The sequence below is a fragment of the Vibrio pectenicida genome (assembly GCA_024347015.1).
Lineage (GTDB): Bacteria > Pseudomonadota > Gammaproteobacteria > Enterobacterales > Vibrionaceae > Vibrio > Vibrio pectenicida.
The window spans coordinates 1436954-1452690 of the sequence record AP024889.1; the positions used below are offsets into that span (position 1 = coordinate 1436954).

The 15737-nt window shown below is 39.0% G+C and carries 22 protein-coding genes; 20 read left to right on the forward strand and 2 right to left on the reverse strand.

The window, feature by feature from the left end; all coding sequences use genetic code 11:
* Positions 1–2: 2 nt before the first annotated feature.
* From OCV27_RS06810 to OCV27_RS06830, 5 genes are all read left to right on the forward strand, one after another.
* Positions 3–1019, forward strand: a complete 1017-nt coding sequence (locus OCV27_RS06810; RefSeq protein ID WP_125320622.1) for an imelysin family protein — start codon at positions 3–5, stop codon at positions 1017–1019.
* Complete coding sequence (locus OCV27_RS06815; protein ID WP_125320623.1) at positions 1009–2091, forward strand: DUF1513 domain-containing protein; 1083 nt, start codon at positions 1009–1011, stop codon at positions 2089–2091. The genes OCV27_RS06810 and OCV27_RS06815 overlap by 11 nt, the downstream gene beginning before the upstream one ends.
* A gap of 109 nt (positions 2092–2200) precedes the next feature.
* The gene (locus tag OCV27_RS06820) at positions 2201–3754 is read left to right on the forward strand and encodes a L,D-transpeptidase family protein (RefSeq protein WP_125320624.1); all 1554 of its coding nucleotides are present in this window, start codon (positions 2201–2203) and stop codon (positions 3752–3754) included.
* A gap of 162 nt (positions 3755–3916) precedes the next feature.
* Entirely contained in the window at positions 3917–4474 is a 558-nt protein-coding gene (gene mepK, locus OCV27_RS06825; RefSeq protein WP_171361897.1) for a peptidoglycan L,D-endopeptidase MepK, read from the forward strand.
* An 84-nt stretch (positions 4475–4558) separates the two neighbouring features.
* Positions 4559–5212 carry an MBL fold metallo-hydrolase gene (locus tag OCV27_RS06830; protein ID WP_125320626.1) on the forward strand — a complete coding sequence of 218 codons (654 nt, stop codon included), beginning with the start codon at positions 4559–4561 and terminating at the stop codon, positions 5210–5212.
* 56 nt (positions 5213–5268) lie between these two features.
* Here the strand turns inward: OCV27_RS06830 and OCV27_RS06835 are convergent, their stop codons facing one another.
* On the reverse strand, positions 5269–5958 hold the full coding sequence (locus OCV27_RS06835; protein ID WP_125320627.1) for a DUF2982 domain-containing protein: 690 nt from the start codon (positions 5956–5958) through the stop codon (positions 5269–5271).
* 221 nt (positions 5959–6179) lie between these two features.
* Here OCV27_RS06835 and OCV27_RS06840 point away from each other — a divergent pair, with 221 nt between their 5' ends.
* The 11 genes from OCV27_RS06840 to OCV27_RS06890 all read left to right on the forward strand — a co-directional run bounded on the left by OCV27_RS06840 (position 6180) and on the right by OCV27_RS06890 (position 12656).
* Positions 6180–6551, forward strand: coding sequence for a MarR family transcriptional regulator (locus tag OCV27_RS06840; protein WP_125320628.1), 372 nt, complete (start codon positions 6180–6182; stop codon positions 6549–6551).
* A 189-nt stretch (positions 6552–6740) separates the two neighbouring features.
* Positions 6741–7088 (forward strand): DOPA 4,5-dioxygenase family protein, encoded by a 348-nt coding sequence (locus tag OCV27_RS06845; protein WP_125320629.1) that lies wholly within the window; start codon positions 6741–6743, stop codon positions 7086–7088.
* Between the two features lie 141 nt (positions 7089–7229).
* The gene (locus OCV27_RS06850; RefSeq protein ID WP_125320630.1) at positions 7230–7706 is read left to right on the forward strand and encodes a Dps family protein; all 477 of its coding nucleotides are present in this window, start codon (positions 7230–7232) and stop codon (positions 7704–7706) included.
* 88 nt (positions 7707–7794) lie between these two features.
* Complete coding sequence (locus OCV27_RS06855) at positions 7795–8019, forward strand: hypothetical protein (RefSeq protein ID WP_125320631.1); 225 nt, start codon at positions 7795–7797, stop codon at positions 8017–8019.
* Between the two features lie 421 nt (positions 8020–8440).
* Positions 8441–9316 (forward strand): NAD(P)-dependent oxidoreductase, encoded by an 876-nt coding sequence (locus OCV27_RS06860; protein WP_125320632.1) that lies wholly within the window; start codon positions 8441–8443, stop codon positions 9314–9316.
* A gap of 184 nt (positions 9317–9500) precedes the next feature.
* Positions 9501–9848: a PilZ domain-containing protein gene (locus tag OCV27_RS06865; protein WP_125320633.1), complete on the forward strand. Its 348-nt coding sequence runs from the start codon at positions 9501–9503 to the stop codon at positions 9846–9848.
* Positions 9849–10062: 214 nt separating this feature from the next.
* Positions 10063–10482, forward strand: coding sequence for a GNAT family N-acetyltransferase (locus OCV27_RS06870; protein ID WP_125320634.1), 420 nt, complete (start codon positions 10063–10065; stop codon positions 10480–10482).
* A 153-nt stretch (positions 10483–10635) separates the two neighbouring features.
* Complete coding sequence (locus OCV27_RS06875) at positions 10636–11181, forward strand: AAA family ATPase (protein ID WP_125320635.1); 546 nt, start codon at positions 10636–10638, stop codon at positions 11179–11181.
* Between the two features lie 90 nt (positions 11182–11271).
* Positions 11272–11682, forward strand: coding sequence for an MmcQ/YjbR family DNA-binding protein (locus tag OCV27_RS06880; protein ID WP_125320636.1), 411 nt, complete (start codon positions 11272–11274; stop codon positions 11680–11682).
* A 179-nt stretch (positions 11683–11861) separates the two neighbouring features.
* A complete protein-coding gene (locus tag OCV27_RS06885) occupies positions 11862–12293 on the forward strand; it encodes a GNAT family N-acetyltransferase (RefSeq protein WP_125320637.1) in 432 nt (143 codons plus the stop codon).
* Between the two features lie 6 nt (positions 12294–12299).
* Complete coding sequence (locus OCV27_RS06890; protein ID WP_125320638.1) at positions 12300–12656, forward strand: VOC family protein; 357 nt, start codon at positions 12300–12302, stop codon at positions 12654–12656.
* 32 nt (positions 12657–12688) lie between these two features.
* Here the strand turns inward: OCV27_RS06890 and OCV27_RS06895 are convergent, their stop codons facing one another.
* Positions 12689–13210 (reverse strand): DUF2058 domain-containing protein, encoded by a 522-nt coding sequence (locus OCV27_RS06895; protein ID WP_125320639.1) that lies wholly within the window; start codon positions 13208–13210, stop codon positions 12689–12691.
* A 206-nt stretch (positions 13211–13416) separates the two neighbouring features.
* Between OCV27_RS06895 and OCV27_RS06900 the strand changes: the two genes are divergently transcribed.
* From OCV27_RS06900 to OCV27_RS06915, 4 genes are all read left to right on the forward strand, one after another.
* Complete coding sequence (locus tag OCV27_RS06900) at positions 13417–13947, forward strand: GNAT family N-acetyltransferase (protein WP_125320640.1); 531 nt, start codon at positions 13417–13419, stop codon at positions 13945–13947.
* A gap of 141 nt (positions 13948–14088) precedes the next feature.
* Complete coding sequence (locus OCV27_RS06905; protein WP_125320641.1) at positions 14089–14490, forward strand: putative signal transducing protein; 402 nt, start codon at positions 14089–14091, stop codon at positions 14488–14490.
* Positions 14491–14511: 21 nt separating this feature from the next.
* Positions 14512–15027 (forward strand): flavodoxin family protein, encoded by a 516-nt coding sequence (locus tag OCV27_RS06910; RefSeq protein ID WP_125320642.1) that lies wholly within the window; start codon positions 14512–14514, stop codon positions 15025–15027.
* A gap of 131 nt (positions 15028–15158) precedes the next feature.
* Positions 15159–15623 carry a GNAT family N-acetyltransferase gene (locus OCV27_RS06915; RefSeq protein WP_125320643.1) on the forward strand — a complete coding sequence of 155 codons (465 nt, stop codon included), beginning with the start codon at positions 15159–15161 and terminating at the stop codon, positions 15621–15623.
* Positions 15624–15737 lie beyond the last annotated feature (114 nt).

Genomic DNA, 15737 nt, shown 5'->3' on the forward strand with positions numbered 1-15737 from the left:
GAATGAAGCCTTTATCATTATTAGCTATCGCCATTTCGCTAACGGGTCTGTCTGGATGTGAAATGATGTCAGGGGCATCTCAGGTTGAACATCCAAGTAAAGAGGTTTACCAGGTTGAGTATGCTGCCGCACAAAATTTTATGAACCAAGCTAATCAGTTACAGAGTGAAATATTGGCTTTTTGCCGAGGTGCTGAAATAAATGAGGTTCAAGACCAGTGGCATAAAACTATGCTGTCGTGGATGGCGTTGCAAGGGCAAGAAAGGGGACCTGAGCGCGCACTCGAGAAAAGTTGGAGTATCCAGTTTTGGCCTGATAAAAAAAATACAACTGGTCGTAAAATGATGACATTGCTTAACAGCGAAGAAAGCTGGACTCAAGAAAATATTGCTAAGCAAAGTGTTACTGTACAAGGACTAGGTTCAATCGAATGGCTTTTATATGACAAGCACTCCACCCTTGGTTCTTCATCTAAGAGTTGCGAAGTCGCGATAGCGATTGCCAATAACATTTCTACCAACGCTGAGGTTATTGCTTCTGAATGGGATGTAAACCCTTGGTATGAGTTGGATAAACAGGCTTGGACGTCAGAGTATATATCCTTGCTATCCAACCAATTGGAATACAGCCTGAAAAAAATGAGCCGCCCTCTTGCAAGTTTTGGCAATCCCAGGCCTTACTTTGCAGAGTCATGGCGCTCTGGTACTTCGATGGTAAATTTAAAAGCGAACATAACTGCGATGCAAGCATTGTATCTGTCCTACGGCCATGGCTTAGACCATATGCTGCGTGAGCAAGGGCATGTTCAACTAGCTGACAGTATCACCCGTCAATTTTCAACAGCTTTGGAAACATGGCCAGTTGATAGCAGTTTGTTTGATTTACTCCAGACTAAAGAAGGCTATCGCAGAGCTTATGCACAATACAATAAGCTAGAACAGCTTCAATATCTGATCCACGAAGAAGTGGCCATTAAACTGGGTGTAGTGATAGGGTTTAACGCAACAGATGGTGACTGATAATACGAGGCGAACTCTACTAAAAGCGGCATTATTGGGTATTGCGACACCTATATTACCATTTGGGTGCGTCAGCAAAGGGACTTCACCTGCTCAGCCAGCACTTATTGGCTGTGCTTTGCGTGGCAGAGGAAAATATTCACTAGTGGTGGCAGATCAGCAAGGCTTACCGCTCAAACAACTGCCACTTCCTTCTCGTGGACATGGCGTTGCTACCCATAAAACACTGAACCATGCGGTTGCTTTTGCCCGCCGTCCCGGTGAATACTTTGTTGTTTTTGATTATATGACTGGTGAAGTGGTTGCACATTTAAATGCAAGCCCTCAACGCCACTATTATGGCCATGGGGTGTATTCGAATGATGGCAAGTGGTTATATGCAACCGAAGGGGAGCGAGATACTAGTCGAGGTATTATTGGGGTTTATGATGTACTAGCGGGCTATGATAAGGTTGCTGAGTTCACGGGCTTTGGCCTTGGTCCTCATGAAGTGATAGTTATGCCTGATGATAAAATTGCTATAGGTGTGGGAGGTGTTCATACCGATGGACGAAACCCGCTAAACCTGTCATCAATGAAGCCCAGTTTGAGTTATCTAGATTCTAATGGTGAACTGGTTGAACAAGTTTCTTTGCCAGATCATCATTTGAGCATCCGCCATCTTGCTCACGATGGAGACAAAACGGTTCTTTGTGGGCAGCAATATAGAGGTGAGCCAGATGAATCCCCGTCACTATTAGCTATGCATACGGCAGGAGGACAAATGAGGCCTCTTATAGCAGCACCAGAGCAATGGGCAAGGTTTAACCATTATATTGCAAGCATTGCAGCGACCGACCAATGGATTCTTGCGACATCTCCAAGAGGAAATTGTTACGGCATTTGGTCTAAGCACACAGGGCAACTAGAGGAGTTGAATGTTTTACCTGATGCTTCAGGCGTGATAGCCAAAGAAGGCTATTTCCAAGTAAGCTCTGGTACTGGCGGGGTTGTGACTCAATCTTCCCCAGGTGATAAGGAGAAAATTTATTCTAAAATTCAATGGGATAACCACTGGTCATTAATTTTTTAACCTAGCTTATTGTATCGCCAAAAGAAATTAACTTTCTTATCAACATTTCATACTGGCCTTATATTTCTCTGCCATACTTTCATTCTAAATGAAGGAATCGGAGAGTAAGATGGCTAGGCTGTACCCCTTATTACTACTGCTAATATTGATGCCATTTCAAGCTTTGTCAGCTAACTATTTTGAACGTATTGGCTGGTTGGAAAAAGATAGCCATGTTCTCCGAGTTCTACAGTTTTCGAAAGATGTTGAAAATATATATCATGGACACAATAATCGTTTTATCTGGTTTGATCTTCAGCAAAGTACTCGGCTTGAATTTCAGTTGGAAGTTATAGCAAGTGCTGGGTTTAGTCCTCTTTTTTCTCGGCAACTAAGATACTTGGAATACTACCGCAAGAGTAATCGCTGGCATGAATATGATGTGCTCGCAACTGATACTCTTCTTCTTTACATTAGTTATGCTGAGCAGGCCAAGCTGTTAGGGTATGATTGGTTTTTCAAATCCATGCTCTATAAACCTCTTCCCAGGTTGAGCAGCTCTCTCTTGCAGATTGTGACTCAATCTATCACACAAAAACAACTGAGCGAACTAATAGAAGCTTACACCCCAGATAGTTCTGATTACCAAAAATTGCTCGATAGCTACTTGCACGTAGTCAAGTTTACAAAACTAGATTTGCCAGTTTATACGCAAGAAGGCTTGAGAGGAGTTGGTGAGCCATTGGACGATCGAGAGATACTGCTTGTTCGAATGGAAATGGTTGATGTTGATTTATCTAAAGTACGTCGTGATATCGATTGGTATGATGTAACATTAGAATCCGCTGTGAAGGAATTTCAAAGGCTTCATGGGCTTAAAGATGATGGTGTGATTGGGTCAAAGACTCTCCGTTGGCTAAATATAACGCCTGAAAAAAGGCTCTCCATTCTTGCGCTTAACGCAGAGCGAAGCCGCTTGTGGCCAATCAATTTTGACAATATTATCATTGTTAATGTTCCCGGTTTTGAAATGAAATATTGGTCATCGGGAAAAGAAGTCTTTGAATCCAAAGTAGTGGTCGGGCGAAGAGGAAGACCCACGCCTCTAATGACGATTGAACTTGAATCGCTGATATTAAATCCTACATGGAATGTTCCATGGAGAATAATGGTGCGTGACATCATCCCTAGAATTAAAAAAGATCCGGAATATTTAGTAAAAGAAAATATTACCATCGTCCCTAGATGGGGCTCTAAAGAATTAATAAATCCAGAAGAAATCGATTGGCAAAATCTTCGCCCAAGCTCTTTTCCATATAAAATGACGCAACTTTCAGGTGACAACAATGCCTTAGGCTTATACAAGTTTAACACCCCAAATCGACGGGCTATTTTTTTGCATGACACACCGAGTAAAGAATTGTTTGAAGAAGTGAGTAGGGCGTTTAGTTCAGGTTGTGTTCGAGTCGAGAACGCTGAGCAGTTTGCATCAGTCCTCCTTAAAAGCCAGGGAGCAGACATGTCTTTTGTTGGAGAGGACGAACTAGCTGCAAATCAATCTATCCCTCTTAAGCGAAAGGTTCCAGTACACATTATTTATCAAACTGCGTGGTCAGAAGGTGGCAAAATTCAGTATAGGGACGATATCTACCGTTTTGATAGACGAATCCATGGAAAAATCTGAAGTTAACAAAAAATAAGATTTCTTCATATTTCTGTATTTTTTTAATCAAGTCAGGAACTAAGCCCTGGCTGATTTTGTGATCCTCTTGAATAGTTACTTTGTTAGTTTGCACTTCGATTTATTGTTAGGTAAGGTCGCCGCTCAAAATTAACTCACTTAAAGATGTTATGGGGCCTTCCTGTGAAGTTATCTCGCAGAGATTTTATTAAATTTGTTGGTAGTAGCGTTGTTGTGACAAGTTGCACACCGTCTCTTACTTTGGCAGCTTGTGTCAATCAACCTAGAACTCTGGCACTTAACAATCTTCACACCGGTGAAGCTTTAGAAGCCTGTTATTTTGATGGTAACAATTATGTTAATCATGAGTTAGCACGGCTTGATAATATCTGTCGTGACTTTCGTCAAAATGAAGTCCATCAGATGGATAAGAATCTATTCGATTTAATTTCTTCGATCCAATCTGAATTAGGTGTTAAAACTGAAGTCCAAATTATCTCCGGTTATCGTTCACCTGAAACTAACCAAGCTTTACGTTCTTCATCAATTGGTGTTGCTAAGAAAAGCTACCACATGTTAGGCCAAGCAATTGATTTTCGCTTAGATGGTGTCAATTTGAAACAAGTGCGTGATGTGGCAATGGATTTTAAAGTAGGTGGTGTTGGTTATTATCCCCAAAGTGATTTTATTCATATAGACACGGGGCCTGTTCGCTACTGGTAGACCATAGATTTTAGCCATAAGGTTGTCAAAAACCTTACCAAATGTCATAGTCTTGCCAGTTTCGATATTGATTAAGGCTACCATATGTCCCTCCAGTACCAAGTTGTTCCTGTTACTTCTTTCTCACAAAATTGTTCTATTGTCTGGTGTGACGAGACAATGGAAGGCATTGTTGTGGATCCCGGAGGAGATGTAGAACAGTTATTGTTGGTGATAAAAGATCGTGCCATTAAGGTAACTCAACTTGTTTTAACTCATGGGCACTTAGATCATGTCGGTGGTACTCAATCACTTTCAAAATTGTTGGATACGGTTGATATTGTTGGACCGCATAAAGATGATAGTTTCTGGCTTCAGGGGCTTTCAGAGCAAAGTCAGATGTTTGGTTTCCCTCCAACCCAAGCTTTTGAGCCAAACCGATGGCTTGATGGCGGTGATGTAATACGTTTTGGTCATGAATCATTGAATGTTTACCATACGCCGGGGCACACTCCGGGGCATGTTGTATTACATAGTGAAACCGCTAAATTAGCGTTTGTTGGAGATGTTCTATTTAATGGTTCGGTAGGGCGTACAGATTTTCCTAAAGGTGATTTTGATACTTTAATCAACTCGATTAAAACTAAACTATGGCCATTAGGTAAGGATGTTCGGTTTGTTCCAGGTCATGGACCAGAGTCAACCTTTGGACATGAGCGTTTATCCAACCCATTCGTTGCAGACGATTTACCATATTAGATATTAGCTTTAATTGTTGGAGAGCTTTGGTTTGAGGTTAAATCGCCTTATGCTATTTAAGAAGGTGTTGGCGTATTTTCTGTTTCAGATTCTGCTGATGCAATGTAACGCCTTGCTAAGCCAATGAACTCTTCAGCTGTTCGGTCTAAGTCTTGAGCCGAAATAAAGATATCATAATCAAAATAGCTCCTCTGGTAATTCATACGGTTAGCTAACATTGCCTGTAATCCTCGATATTCATTTCCTTGCTCATTTCTATAAGGCTGTGAATCCAATACAATATCTTCAAAATGAGCATTGACTAAGCTTTGCTTCATACCTACATAAAGCAAAGCACGTTGATTTAAAAGAATATCAGTTGCTATTCTTGGGCATATACTGTCTAGATAAGGAGAGTAGTTCTTAAGTTTGATACCAATCCAAGGTAGTGGCTGTTGCCAACCTTGATTGTCATAATGGCAAATGCCGATCTTGTGAATATTATTCCATTTTACGACCCACCCTCCCTTGAATAAATGCTGCTGGAAATGAGAGGCGGTTAGGGTAAAAGACACCGTACTTTTTAATACGAGCCATTGAGCGAATCCAAGCAATACTAAAACAGCAATTAATGTAAGAATTGCTAGCTGTAAATTAGGAGATAGTACGACCAGACAAATTAGACTAATTATAATGACCGCTACTATAAACCTAGCCCCAGGAGAAGAGAGTTGGATGGGTTGATGAGTTATATGTAATGTTTTCATAAACCGTTCCAGAGCGAAGAACCTTAACTTCTATTATATATTCAATAGGGTCTATAAGGATCACAATTAGTATTGATTAAATTGTAGTCTTAACACAGCGTATCACGTATTTTTACGCTATTAACCTTCCTATATACTGTAAATTGAGTCAGATTTTTGCTATAAAACGCCATTAAAATTTTCACCACTGCGCCTGATGCAGTGAAATGGAGAGATACTCAATGAGATTAGCTCACAAGCGTAAAGTGCAGATGAAATTGCAAAAACGAATTAAAGAAACGGTTGCAAAAGTCGAAACCCCTATAGAAGATAAACCGCTGGTCGAGAAAAAAATTGGAGCCGCTCCTGCAAAAAAGAAAGTAGGTGCAGCTAAAGATACGAACGCTTCATTGACACCAAAACAGAAACAAGTATTAGAAATTGTTGCTGAAAATGCTGATGGCATCAACCCTAAAGGTATTGGCCTTGCTGCTGGTCAGGAAGAAGCCAAAGCCGCTTCTTGGGCGTCCACTGCACTTAAAAAACTATTAGAAGAAAACTTAGTAGCAAAAGAACAACTTGCGGGAAACAAAGTTATTTACAAGCCTATTTGATTTACACAGTATAAAGCGTAATGTAGTAAATCGGTTTTGTTTGCTACATTGTGTATTTTGCAAAAAGAGCTTCGATAATGTCGAGGCTCTTTTTTTGCGTCAAGTGAAAATACGCGATAATTTGGCTCATGGTCTGGCGTAATAATACTGTGATACAGTAGAAAATATATCCATTGAAAGAGTATCTCTATGGCTTTTCCAACTAATATCCATCAGTCGTATCATGCCCACGTTTATTTTAACGATAAGAGTAGTGATTTTGCAGCCCAGTTAAGATCACAAGTTACTCAAAAATTCACGTTATCGGTGGGGCGTTTCAATCGAAAACTTGTGGGGCCACACACAATGTGGAGCTTTTCCATCACTTTTAAGAAAGAAGACTTTGAGGTATTGGTCCCATGGCTAGATAGTGCTCGTGGCAAGCTTTCAGTCTTGGTTCATGCTCTTACGGGTGATGACTTTAAAGATCATACAGACTTTGCCTATTGGCTGGGAAAAGAGGTTGAACTTGATCTTACGGCCCTTAACTTTTCTTAATGAACGACCTTTATACTTGATAGTTTAAACCTATTGATTTTATAGATAAGAATGTTTTCATCAATCAAAAAGAAGTGCGTATATTGAACTTAAAGAAAGGCAAATGCCTGAGTAATTAAATAGATTGATGAGGAATAGGTTATGACAAATCAAGTAAACTTAATCGGCCTAAACAACGAAAAATCACAAGCACTGGCAAACGAATTAAATGGTTTGTTGGCCCATTATCAGGTGCTTTATATGAATACACGTGGCTATCACTGGAATATTAAAGGCCAACAGTTTTTCGAACTTCACGAAAAATTTGAGGAAATCTATGTTGATCTTCAAACTAAAATTGATGAGCTAGCAGAACGTATTTTAACTATTGGCTCTACGCCAGATCATAGTTTTAGCCAATATTTATCAAGAAGTAAGATTCAAGAACATCAAAATGCGACAACTGGTAAAGAGTGTATTCACGGGCTTGTCGAGGGGTTTAGCACGCTACTAACCCAACAGCGCCAAATTTTAGTTCAAGCAGAAGATGCAGATGACGAAGGAACTTCAGCTTTAATGGGTGATTATATTCGTGAACAAGAAAAATTAATGTGGATGTTTAATGCATATATGAACTAATATGTATTTGGTTAAATGATCAGTTATTTCTTGAGTTATTGGTAAGGATACATATACTGTGTATATGACCAGTTACTGGAGGTGAATTATGTTGTGGGATACCCTTGAACGCGTTAATCGCCTACGTCAAGTGGCGTTAAATAACCCAGAATTTATTCGTTCGGCTAAAGCACATGAAAAAGCGCTAGATTCGCAGGAAACTGATAATGCTAAGGCTTTAAAATGTTCAGCTAAATCAAGAAAAGAAAAGGCTCTATCAGATATTTACCAGCAGTCAGAGTTTGGATATGACCCATGTGATTCACCTCATTAATTAGAAGAAGCAGGCTAAGCCCTGCTTTTCCTGTCTATGACGTGTAAAAATAGGCCTTCATTGTTGCGTCTGTTGCAAGTTTTTTATCGCAGTGGGACTTTGAAGAAATTATTGAAGTTACTGTAGCTTTTGCTTCATCATTTCTGCCGAATAGAGCAACCATCCAACTTGCGGTGTTACTACTGCTTATCCCTTGTATTTTACCTTTACTAGATAGTGCAACCAGCAGTATCGGCAATATTGATATACTCCCTTTAGTAGTTTCAACTTGGTTTAAAAAATGACTCGTAAAGCTGGCATTTCTAATGTATGAGCTCATATGAGATAAAAAATTTTCTTACCGCCAACCTAGTTGAAGCATTAATGTATGTGATATCATACTCAATTAGTTGAATTGTCTAATGAATTAGGATGTAAGTTCATGATTGCAAAAAAGGTGGCGTTTATTGGCTTAGGTGTGATGGGGTATCCTATGGCGGGTCATCTTGCTAATGCAGGTTTTGAAACGCGAGTATACAATCGTACTCAAGCAAAAGCCGAGCAGTGGGTTGCACAGTATCAAGGTGAGTTCTCTTCAAAACCTAACACGGCAGCTCAAGGTTGTGATCTTGTTGCGGTCTGTGTTGGTAATGACGATGATGTTCGTAGCGTCGTTTTGGGTGAGGAAGGTGTACTTGCAGCAATGAAACAAGGGGCTATTTTAGTCGATCACACTACTACTTCAGCAGAACTAGCTCTGGAACTGGCTGAAGCCTGTGACAATAAAGGTGTATATTTTATTGATGCTCCCGTATCCGGAGGTCAAGCAGGTGCAGAAAGTGGTACTTTGACGATTATGTGCGGTGGAGCCCCCGAAGCATTTGACATAGTGTCTCCAATATTTGAGGTATATGCAAAACAAGCGGTTTTACTGGGTGATAATGGACAAGGTCAACGCTGCAAAATGGTTAATCAGATCTGTATCGCAGGTGTCTTACAGGGACTGAGTGAAGGGCTACAACTTGCACAGTCTGCTGGTTTAGATATAGAAAAAGTAGTTAATGTCTTAAAGCATGGAGCAGCAGGCTCATGGCAGATGGAAAACCGTGCTGTGACTATGTCACAAGGAAAGTTTGATTTTGGTTTTGCCATTGATTGGATGCGAAAAGATCTCGGAATCTGTTTAAATGAAGCACAAAGTAAGAATTTGACCTTACCAATGACAAAAGAGACAGATGCTAAGTATGCTTCTCTTCAGGAGCAAGGTCTGGGCCGAATGGATACATCTGTTTTAATTAAATATTATAAAAAATCGTGATATGATATTGGTAATGCATTATGATTTAAATGCAATTAATTTCTTATTTTTGAGAATTTGAAACTATAGAAAGCACTAAACTTATTCTTATAACAGTCGATAATACTAATGTAGGTTGAAGAGACTATATTGTTAGGAAGATAAGGTCATAAGCTTGATTAACTGGAGTGATAGGAGGTAGTTGATGAATGAGTTAGAGCAAAAACGAGAATTTTATCGCTTAAAGTATCCTAAGAAAGCTAGGCCTTGTGTACGTTTATATAATCAGATTTTCTATGTAACCGAGGTTTCTGAGGGTGGGATACGTGTAGTCATGAACATGTTTACTGACTGGTATAAAGGTCTTTCAATGTCGGGTACCCTTGAGCTGAATAGTAGTACAAAAATAGATGTTGAAGGTGCTGTGTTGCGTTTTGACAATGGAGAAGTAGTTGTCAAGTTGAAGCAAGGTCCTACTTTCAAGAATATGGTAGAAGAGCAACGACATATCCGCCAAGAATATCCGACGCATTTTGTTCGTGTGGCTTCTTAAACAGAATGATGCAGTAATCAATTGTTTCACACTCCCACAATAAAAATTATTACACTCCTCACTTAAAGTTAATTGTTATTTTAAGGGCTGTTTACAATCTTTATTTTTATCGATATTGCTTCTGAGCACTAATCTAACGATATGATAGAGGTTCTGCATTTTACCAAAAGTAGATATTATACAGTTAACCCATATGCACTAATAAGGACATCAAGTGATTACATTCCAGAATACGTCTGATTTGAGTAAATCCGCTGAGATAACCTACAGCAATATGCAACCATACTACCTGGGTTATGGAGCAGATTGGGATCTGAATACCATAAAGCAGAAGATCTCAACGTTAAAGAATATTGATATTTTGTTTGACAGAATAGTGGTTGGGGTTATTCGTTTAGAGAAAGATTCTGAAAGCTTTTATCTGCGAGATTTACAAGTTAGTGAAAGCCACCAAAATAGGGGCATTGGTGCGGCAGCTTTCGAAGAAGTTAAACGTTTAGCTATTTCCGCAGGTGCAAACATAGTTAGATTGAGAGTGTTTAAAACTAGTCCTGCATATCATTTATATCAGCGATTAGGTTTTATTGTCGAGAAGGAAGAAGAGAAGTTTTATTGTATGCAATTCAACTTGTAGTGTATGTAATTTTTTTTTAGTAACAGATATTGTCATTATTGAAAGCTAAGCTTTGGTCACGGTATTTTTCTCTAAAGTCTAATTCTCTCAACTTAGTGGTGCATTCCATTCTTTAAAAATAATTGATCGTAAATATTTTTGGAGGAAATTATTTTGAATAAACGAATTGTTTTTACAGGTGGTCCAGGTGGCGGTAAAACATCAGTATTAACGTATTTACATCGCTTGGGTTATGAGTGCGCACCAGAATCAGGGCGGCGAGTGATCCAAGATCAGACGGCATCAGGTGGCATGGCGCTTCCATGGAAAGACAAGACAGCATTTCGCGACCAAATGGCTATGCAGGAGATTCTTAACCACAAACAATACACCGGCTCAGACATAATGTTTTATGATCGAAGCATCATAGATTGTTATGGATACAGTCAACTTGAGCAAATCTTCCTATCTACAGATCTGATAAATCGATGTAATGAACTCATGTATAACCCAAAGGTTTTTATATTTCCTCCTTGGGAGGAAATTTATGAAAATGATGCTGAGCGCAGGCAAGATTTTAGTCAAGCGGTTGCGACGTATTATGAGATGGTAAAAGCATACAGAAATTTTGGCTATAAATTGATTGAGGTACCCAAAACTTCAGTTGTCGAGCGAGCAGAGTTTATCATTAATCAATTGTCCGTCAGGGGAATAGTTTAAGTATTTATCGTTCTTAGCTCTTTGTGCCACTTTAATGCTTTTGCTGCACCTTTTTCTTAGAGTGAGTTATTAAGTGAAGAGGAATTTACTTTGAATTATGAGCAGTTTAATGCATTTTGTCGTTCGCTCCCGGATACATCATATGCCGTTCAAGGTGGTAATAGCCACATATGGAAAATTAACGAAAAAATTTTTGCTATTGGTGGTAGAGGCCGCAGTGGTAAACCTTCTTTTAGTTTCAAAACGTCAGATTCAAATTACGAATTTTTGAAAGGCCATAAAGGCTATTCTCCAGCCCCTCATGCGGGGAGCCGTGGCGGGAAATGGATCCAGCAACTTGATACGACTTGGTATCGAGATGACGAGCTGAAGCATTATATAACGGAGTCTTATCGTATGGTATTAAAGAGCAAAAATAAGACCCAGAAAACGGACTCAGGCGATGTTGCACTTGGTATCGGAAACTACAATGGGTTGAACAGTCAGTCAACTAAGCAATAATTTTCTTTGTAGTTATGTAGAATCTATTCCATCCGTTTCAAACTAACATATAGTTTTCATAAGTGGCTCTTGTCACGAATTATAATCGTTTTTATTGGTAGATTGAACAAATGGGATGCCAATAACGTCCCACTTTATTTAAGGCCAAAATATTTATTGTGAGGTATAAGGAAAATAGATTGCTAAATGACGTTATAATCACTTCTAATGAAAATACATTTTTGCCAACGCTTAGACAGATATATTTGGCTTCAAGAAAAGCGACTTTCGAGTGGTTGAATGCCGATCAGTTTTGTATTTCTGACTATGATGAAGATGTGGAAGGCGAGCAGATATGGGTAGCCCTATATAAAGGTAAACCAATTGGATTTGTTTCTATCTGGGAGCCAGAATACTTTATACATCATTTTTATGTTTCGCCTGAATATTTGAGAAAAGGAGTTGGTTTCAAGTTACTTGAGTTTGTTAAATCCCGTTACGCTAGATTAAGCCTAAAATGCATGCAGCCCAATACACCAGCGTTAAAGTTCTATCAATCTCAGGGCTTTATTAGCCAATCACAACACATGGATGAATTTGGTGAATACCATTATTTAACCTATAAGGAATAGAGTATTTTGCACAAACCAGTTGCACTTCTTGTGCATGTGCCTGATGTATCTCAAGGCTTTAAATGGTACCAAAAAGCATTTCCTTTTGCTTCTTCTCGGTATTTGCCAGAGTTTGATTTTACTGTGCTCGATATCGAAGGCTTTTCATTAGAGCTTGTCCAAGCAGATGACAAGGTCCCGTCTGGGAAATCAGGAATCGTTCTTTATTGGTCGGTAGAAAATCTTAGGGAGTCGATGGATTTTCTGCACTCTATCGGAGCAACCTTATACCGCGGTCCTATGGAGATAAAGGGAGGTATTTCTATATGCCAGATGGAAGACCCGTTTGGCAATCTTATAGGCTTGCGTGGTTTTAATGTTTAAAACAGCCACTCAATATTGAGTGGCTGTTTGAATTACCACATAAGGTCATCAGGTACGGCAAAGTCTGCGTACGGATCGTCTTCTGCCGGGATGTCAGATTCAGGCTCTTTTAGCTCAATAATGGTCTGGTTATCGCGTTGAGTGATTTTGTTTGCAACAACACTAGGGATTACGGCATATCCTTCACCACAACGTGCAATGGCGAGAATTCCTTTTATGAGCTGCTCACGCATTAGAGTATCTACGTACAATGACTTAACCAGAGTCCCATCGGTGAAATTGTATTTGATATCACCATTACTCAGGTTGAGCTTGTTCATTTCAATCAGTTGTCTGATTTGGAATTGGATCTCTTTGCTAAGGCGTTGTTCATTTTGTTCAGTGCTGAGCGCTTTGTCGCGTTCTAGTTGCTGAAGTTTTTGTTCTTCAACAGCCGCTTTAACTTCACGCGCCTGAACTCGCGATTTTTTGGAGCTTTTTTTGACCTTTTTTAGTTTTTTTTCATTAACTAAACCAGCTTTCAACATTTGTTCTTGCAGCGATAGCTTTGCCATGGTGTTTCCATTATTAATAAATAAATGCCGCTATTTTATAGATACATGGCGAGCAAATAAAGAGGGTTTAACTTACTCAATTCTATGGCTTCTTCAAATTTAAAGTTGACCTGTTTCATTCGGCTCTTTTGTGCTAAGTTCGAACATTATTATAACCTTTGTTATTAGTTAAGTGCTGAGAAAAGTGGGGGATATATAGAGGGAATATGAAGACGATTGAGACAGAGAGGCTAGTGATGAGCCAAGTCAAAGAGATTGATATAGATATTTATCGCAAAATACTTAGTTCAATTCATCTGACCAAGTTTTTACCTAAAGGTAAGGCTTATACTGAGACTGAAATCCAATGTACACATAGAAATAGAATTGCACACTGGGTCCATGGCTTTGGATCGTACGTTATAAACTTAAAGTCTCACCCAGACAAAAAAATTGGTTATGTTGGCGTTGAGCTATGTGAAGATCCAAACTTTAGTGATATCAGATATGGTATGCTGCAAGAGTATCAATGTAAAGGCTATGTTCTAGAAGCATCAGTAGCAGTTATTAGAGAAACATTCGGTTTGAACAAGCACAAACGGATATATGGCGTATCCATGATAGAAAACTTACCATCGGTTTCAGTTCTTAGAAAACTTGGGATGACACCAGAACCAAATTTAAATATCTATCAGGATTGCGATGAACTCATTACATTCTCTATTGATCAAAAAACGGCGTATGATTTACAAAACTAGCTCTTTGTTGAGTCTTTATGTTAGAAGCATGTAAAAATCTTTACTCTCGGCTGCTTTAGTATTGATTTGGTTAGTATGAATAATTTTAATAGTTATTAATGCTATCTTTTGTTCTAAAGGTCTAGGACCGGAGGGTGAAGTATGATTGTTGTTGCGCGTTTTTCGTTTCCACACGAAGCTCATATTGCTAAAACAAGCCTTGAGGCTGCTGGTATTGAAAGCTACATTGCCGATGAGCACACTGTGAATACGCAATGGTTGTATTCAAATGCGATCGGCGGGGTACGCCTAATGATCGCTGAACAGGATTTAGAACAAGCTTCGCTCATTCTAGATACCGACTTTTCTACAGCATTAAGTGCTGAAAAAAGCGCCACTTCACAAGATTGTTGTCCAGAATGTGGTAGTGTAAATATTGAACCATTTACCAAAGGAAAACGGTCAGCTTTTTTGGTGTTTATATTGCTCGGATTTCCACTGTTTTTCTATAAGCATGGTTATCGATGTAGTGAATGTGAGCATTTTTGTGAAAATGTGGAATAGCTAAATTATTGGAGGGTTCCAATGAAGATAGCAGTAGTGGTAGGTACGTCGAAAGCAGATGGTAATACTCGTTATTTGGTTAATCAGTTTGTTGAACTGACCCAAGCTGAAGTCTTTGACTTATCAGATTACAAGCTTTCGTATTACGATTATTTTCATGAAAATCGAAATGATGATTTTATTCCATTGATTCGTATGCTAAAAAATTATGATCATATTGTCTTCGCATCCCCTGTTTATTGGTATTCAATGTCAGCACAGCTCAAAATCTTTTTTGATCGTCTATCCGATTTGTTGACTATAGAAAAACCACTTGGACGCAAGTTACAGGGCAAAGAAATTTCTGTCCTCTCTACGGGTTATGAACAAGAGCTACCAGATTGTTTTATTGAGCCATTTGAATTGACAGCCAAATACATGCAACTGATATTCAGAGGCTTTGGCTACCTTCCCGTTAATCAGGAAAATGACGTATTACGAGCTGCTACGATTGCACAGTGGTTTAGTGAAAGTATTTGTCATGAGTCTGTTGATTAGATTTATTATCCTAATATTTTTAATTCGTTATTATCACTCAATATGTACTTGATGACTATACTATTTCTTTGATTTGTAAATACTTATAGCTCAGAATGTGTGAGTCTATTTTGAGTGTTAGGGAGTATTTTATGATCACAATTCGCCGATATCAAATTGAAGATACGCAGGCCTTGTGGGAGGTGTTTTTCTTCACGGTACGTAAGATTAATCGTCAGCACTATTCCCAGCAACAAGTTGAAGCATGGGCACAGGATAGTTGGAATCAAGACATCTGGCATGAGAAAATGCTGCAAATCAATCCCTATATCGCGGAAATTAATGGTCAAATAGCAGGGTACACAGATCTGCAAGATTCTGGCTTAATTGACCATTTCTTTTGTCATTATCAATTTCAAGGTAAAGGTGTTGGACGAACATTGATGGAGCATATCAAGCGAGAGGCAATTCAGCGCGGTATCTCAAGGCTTTATTCTGAAGTCAGTATAACAGCCCGGCCTTTCTATGAACGTATGGGGTTTAAACTTGTACGAGAACAACAGGTAGAAATGCGAGGCCAATGGCTGACAAATTTTGCTATGGAGCAACAATTATGAATACACCCCAAATGTAAAAGGAGTGGACGCCAGCAGCAGTGTAAGTTTATCAATATCCATGTGAATAAGTATAATCTTGAGATATAAGGATACAATTTGTAAAGAAAATGTTAC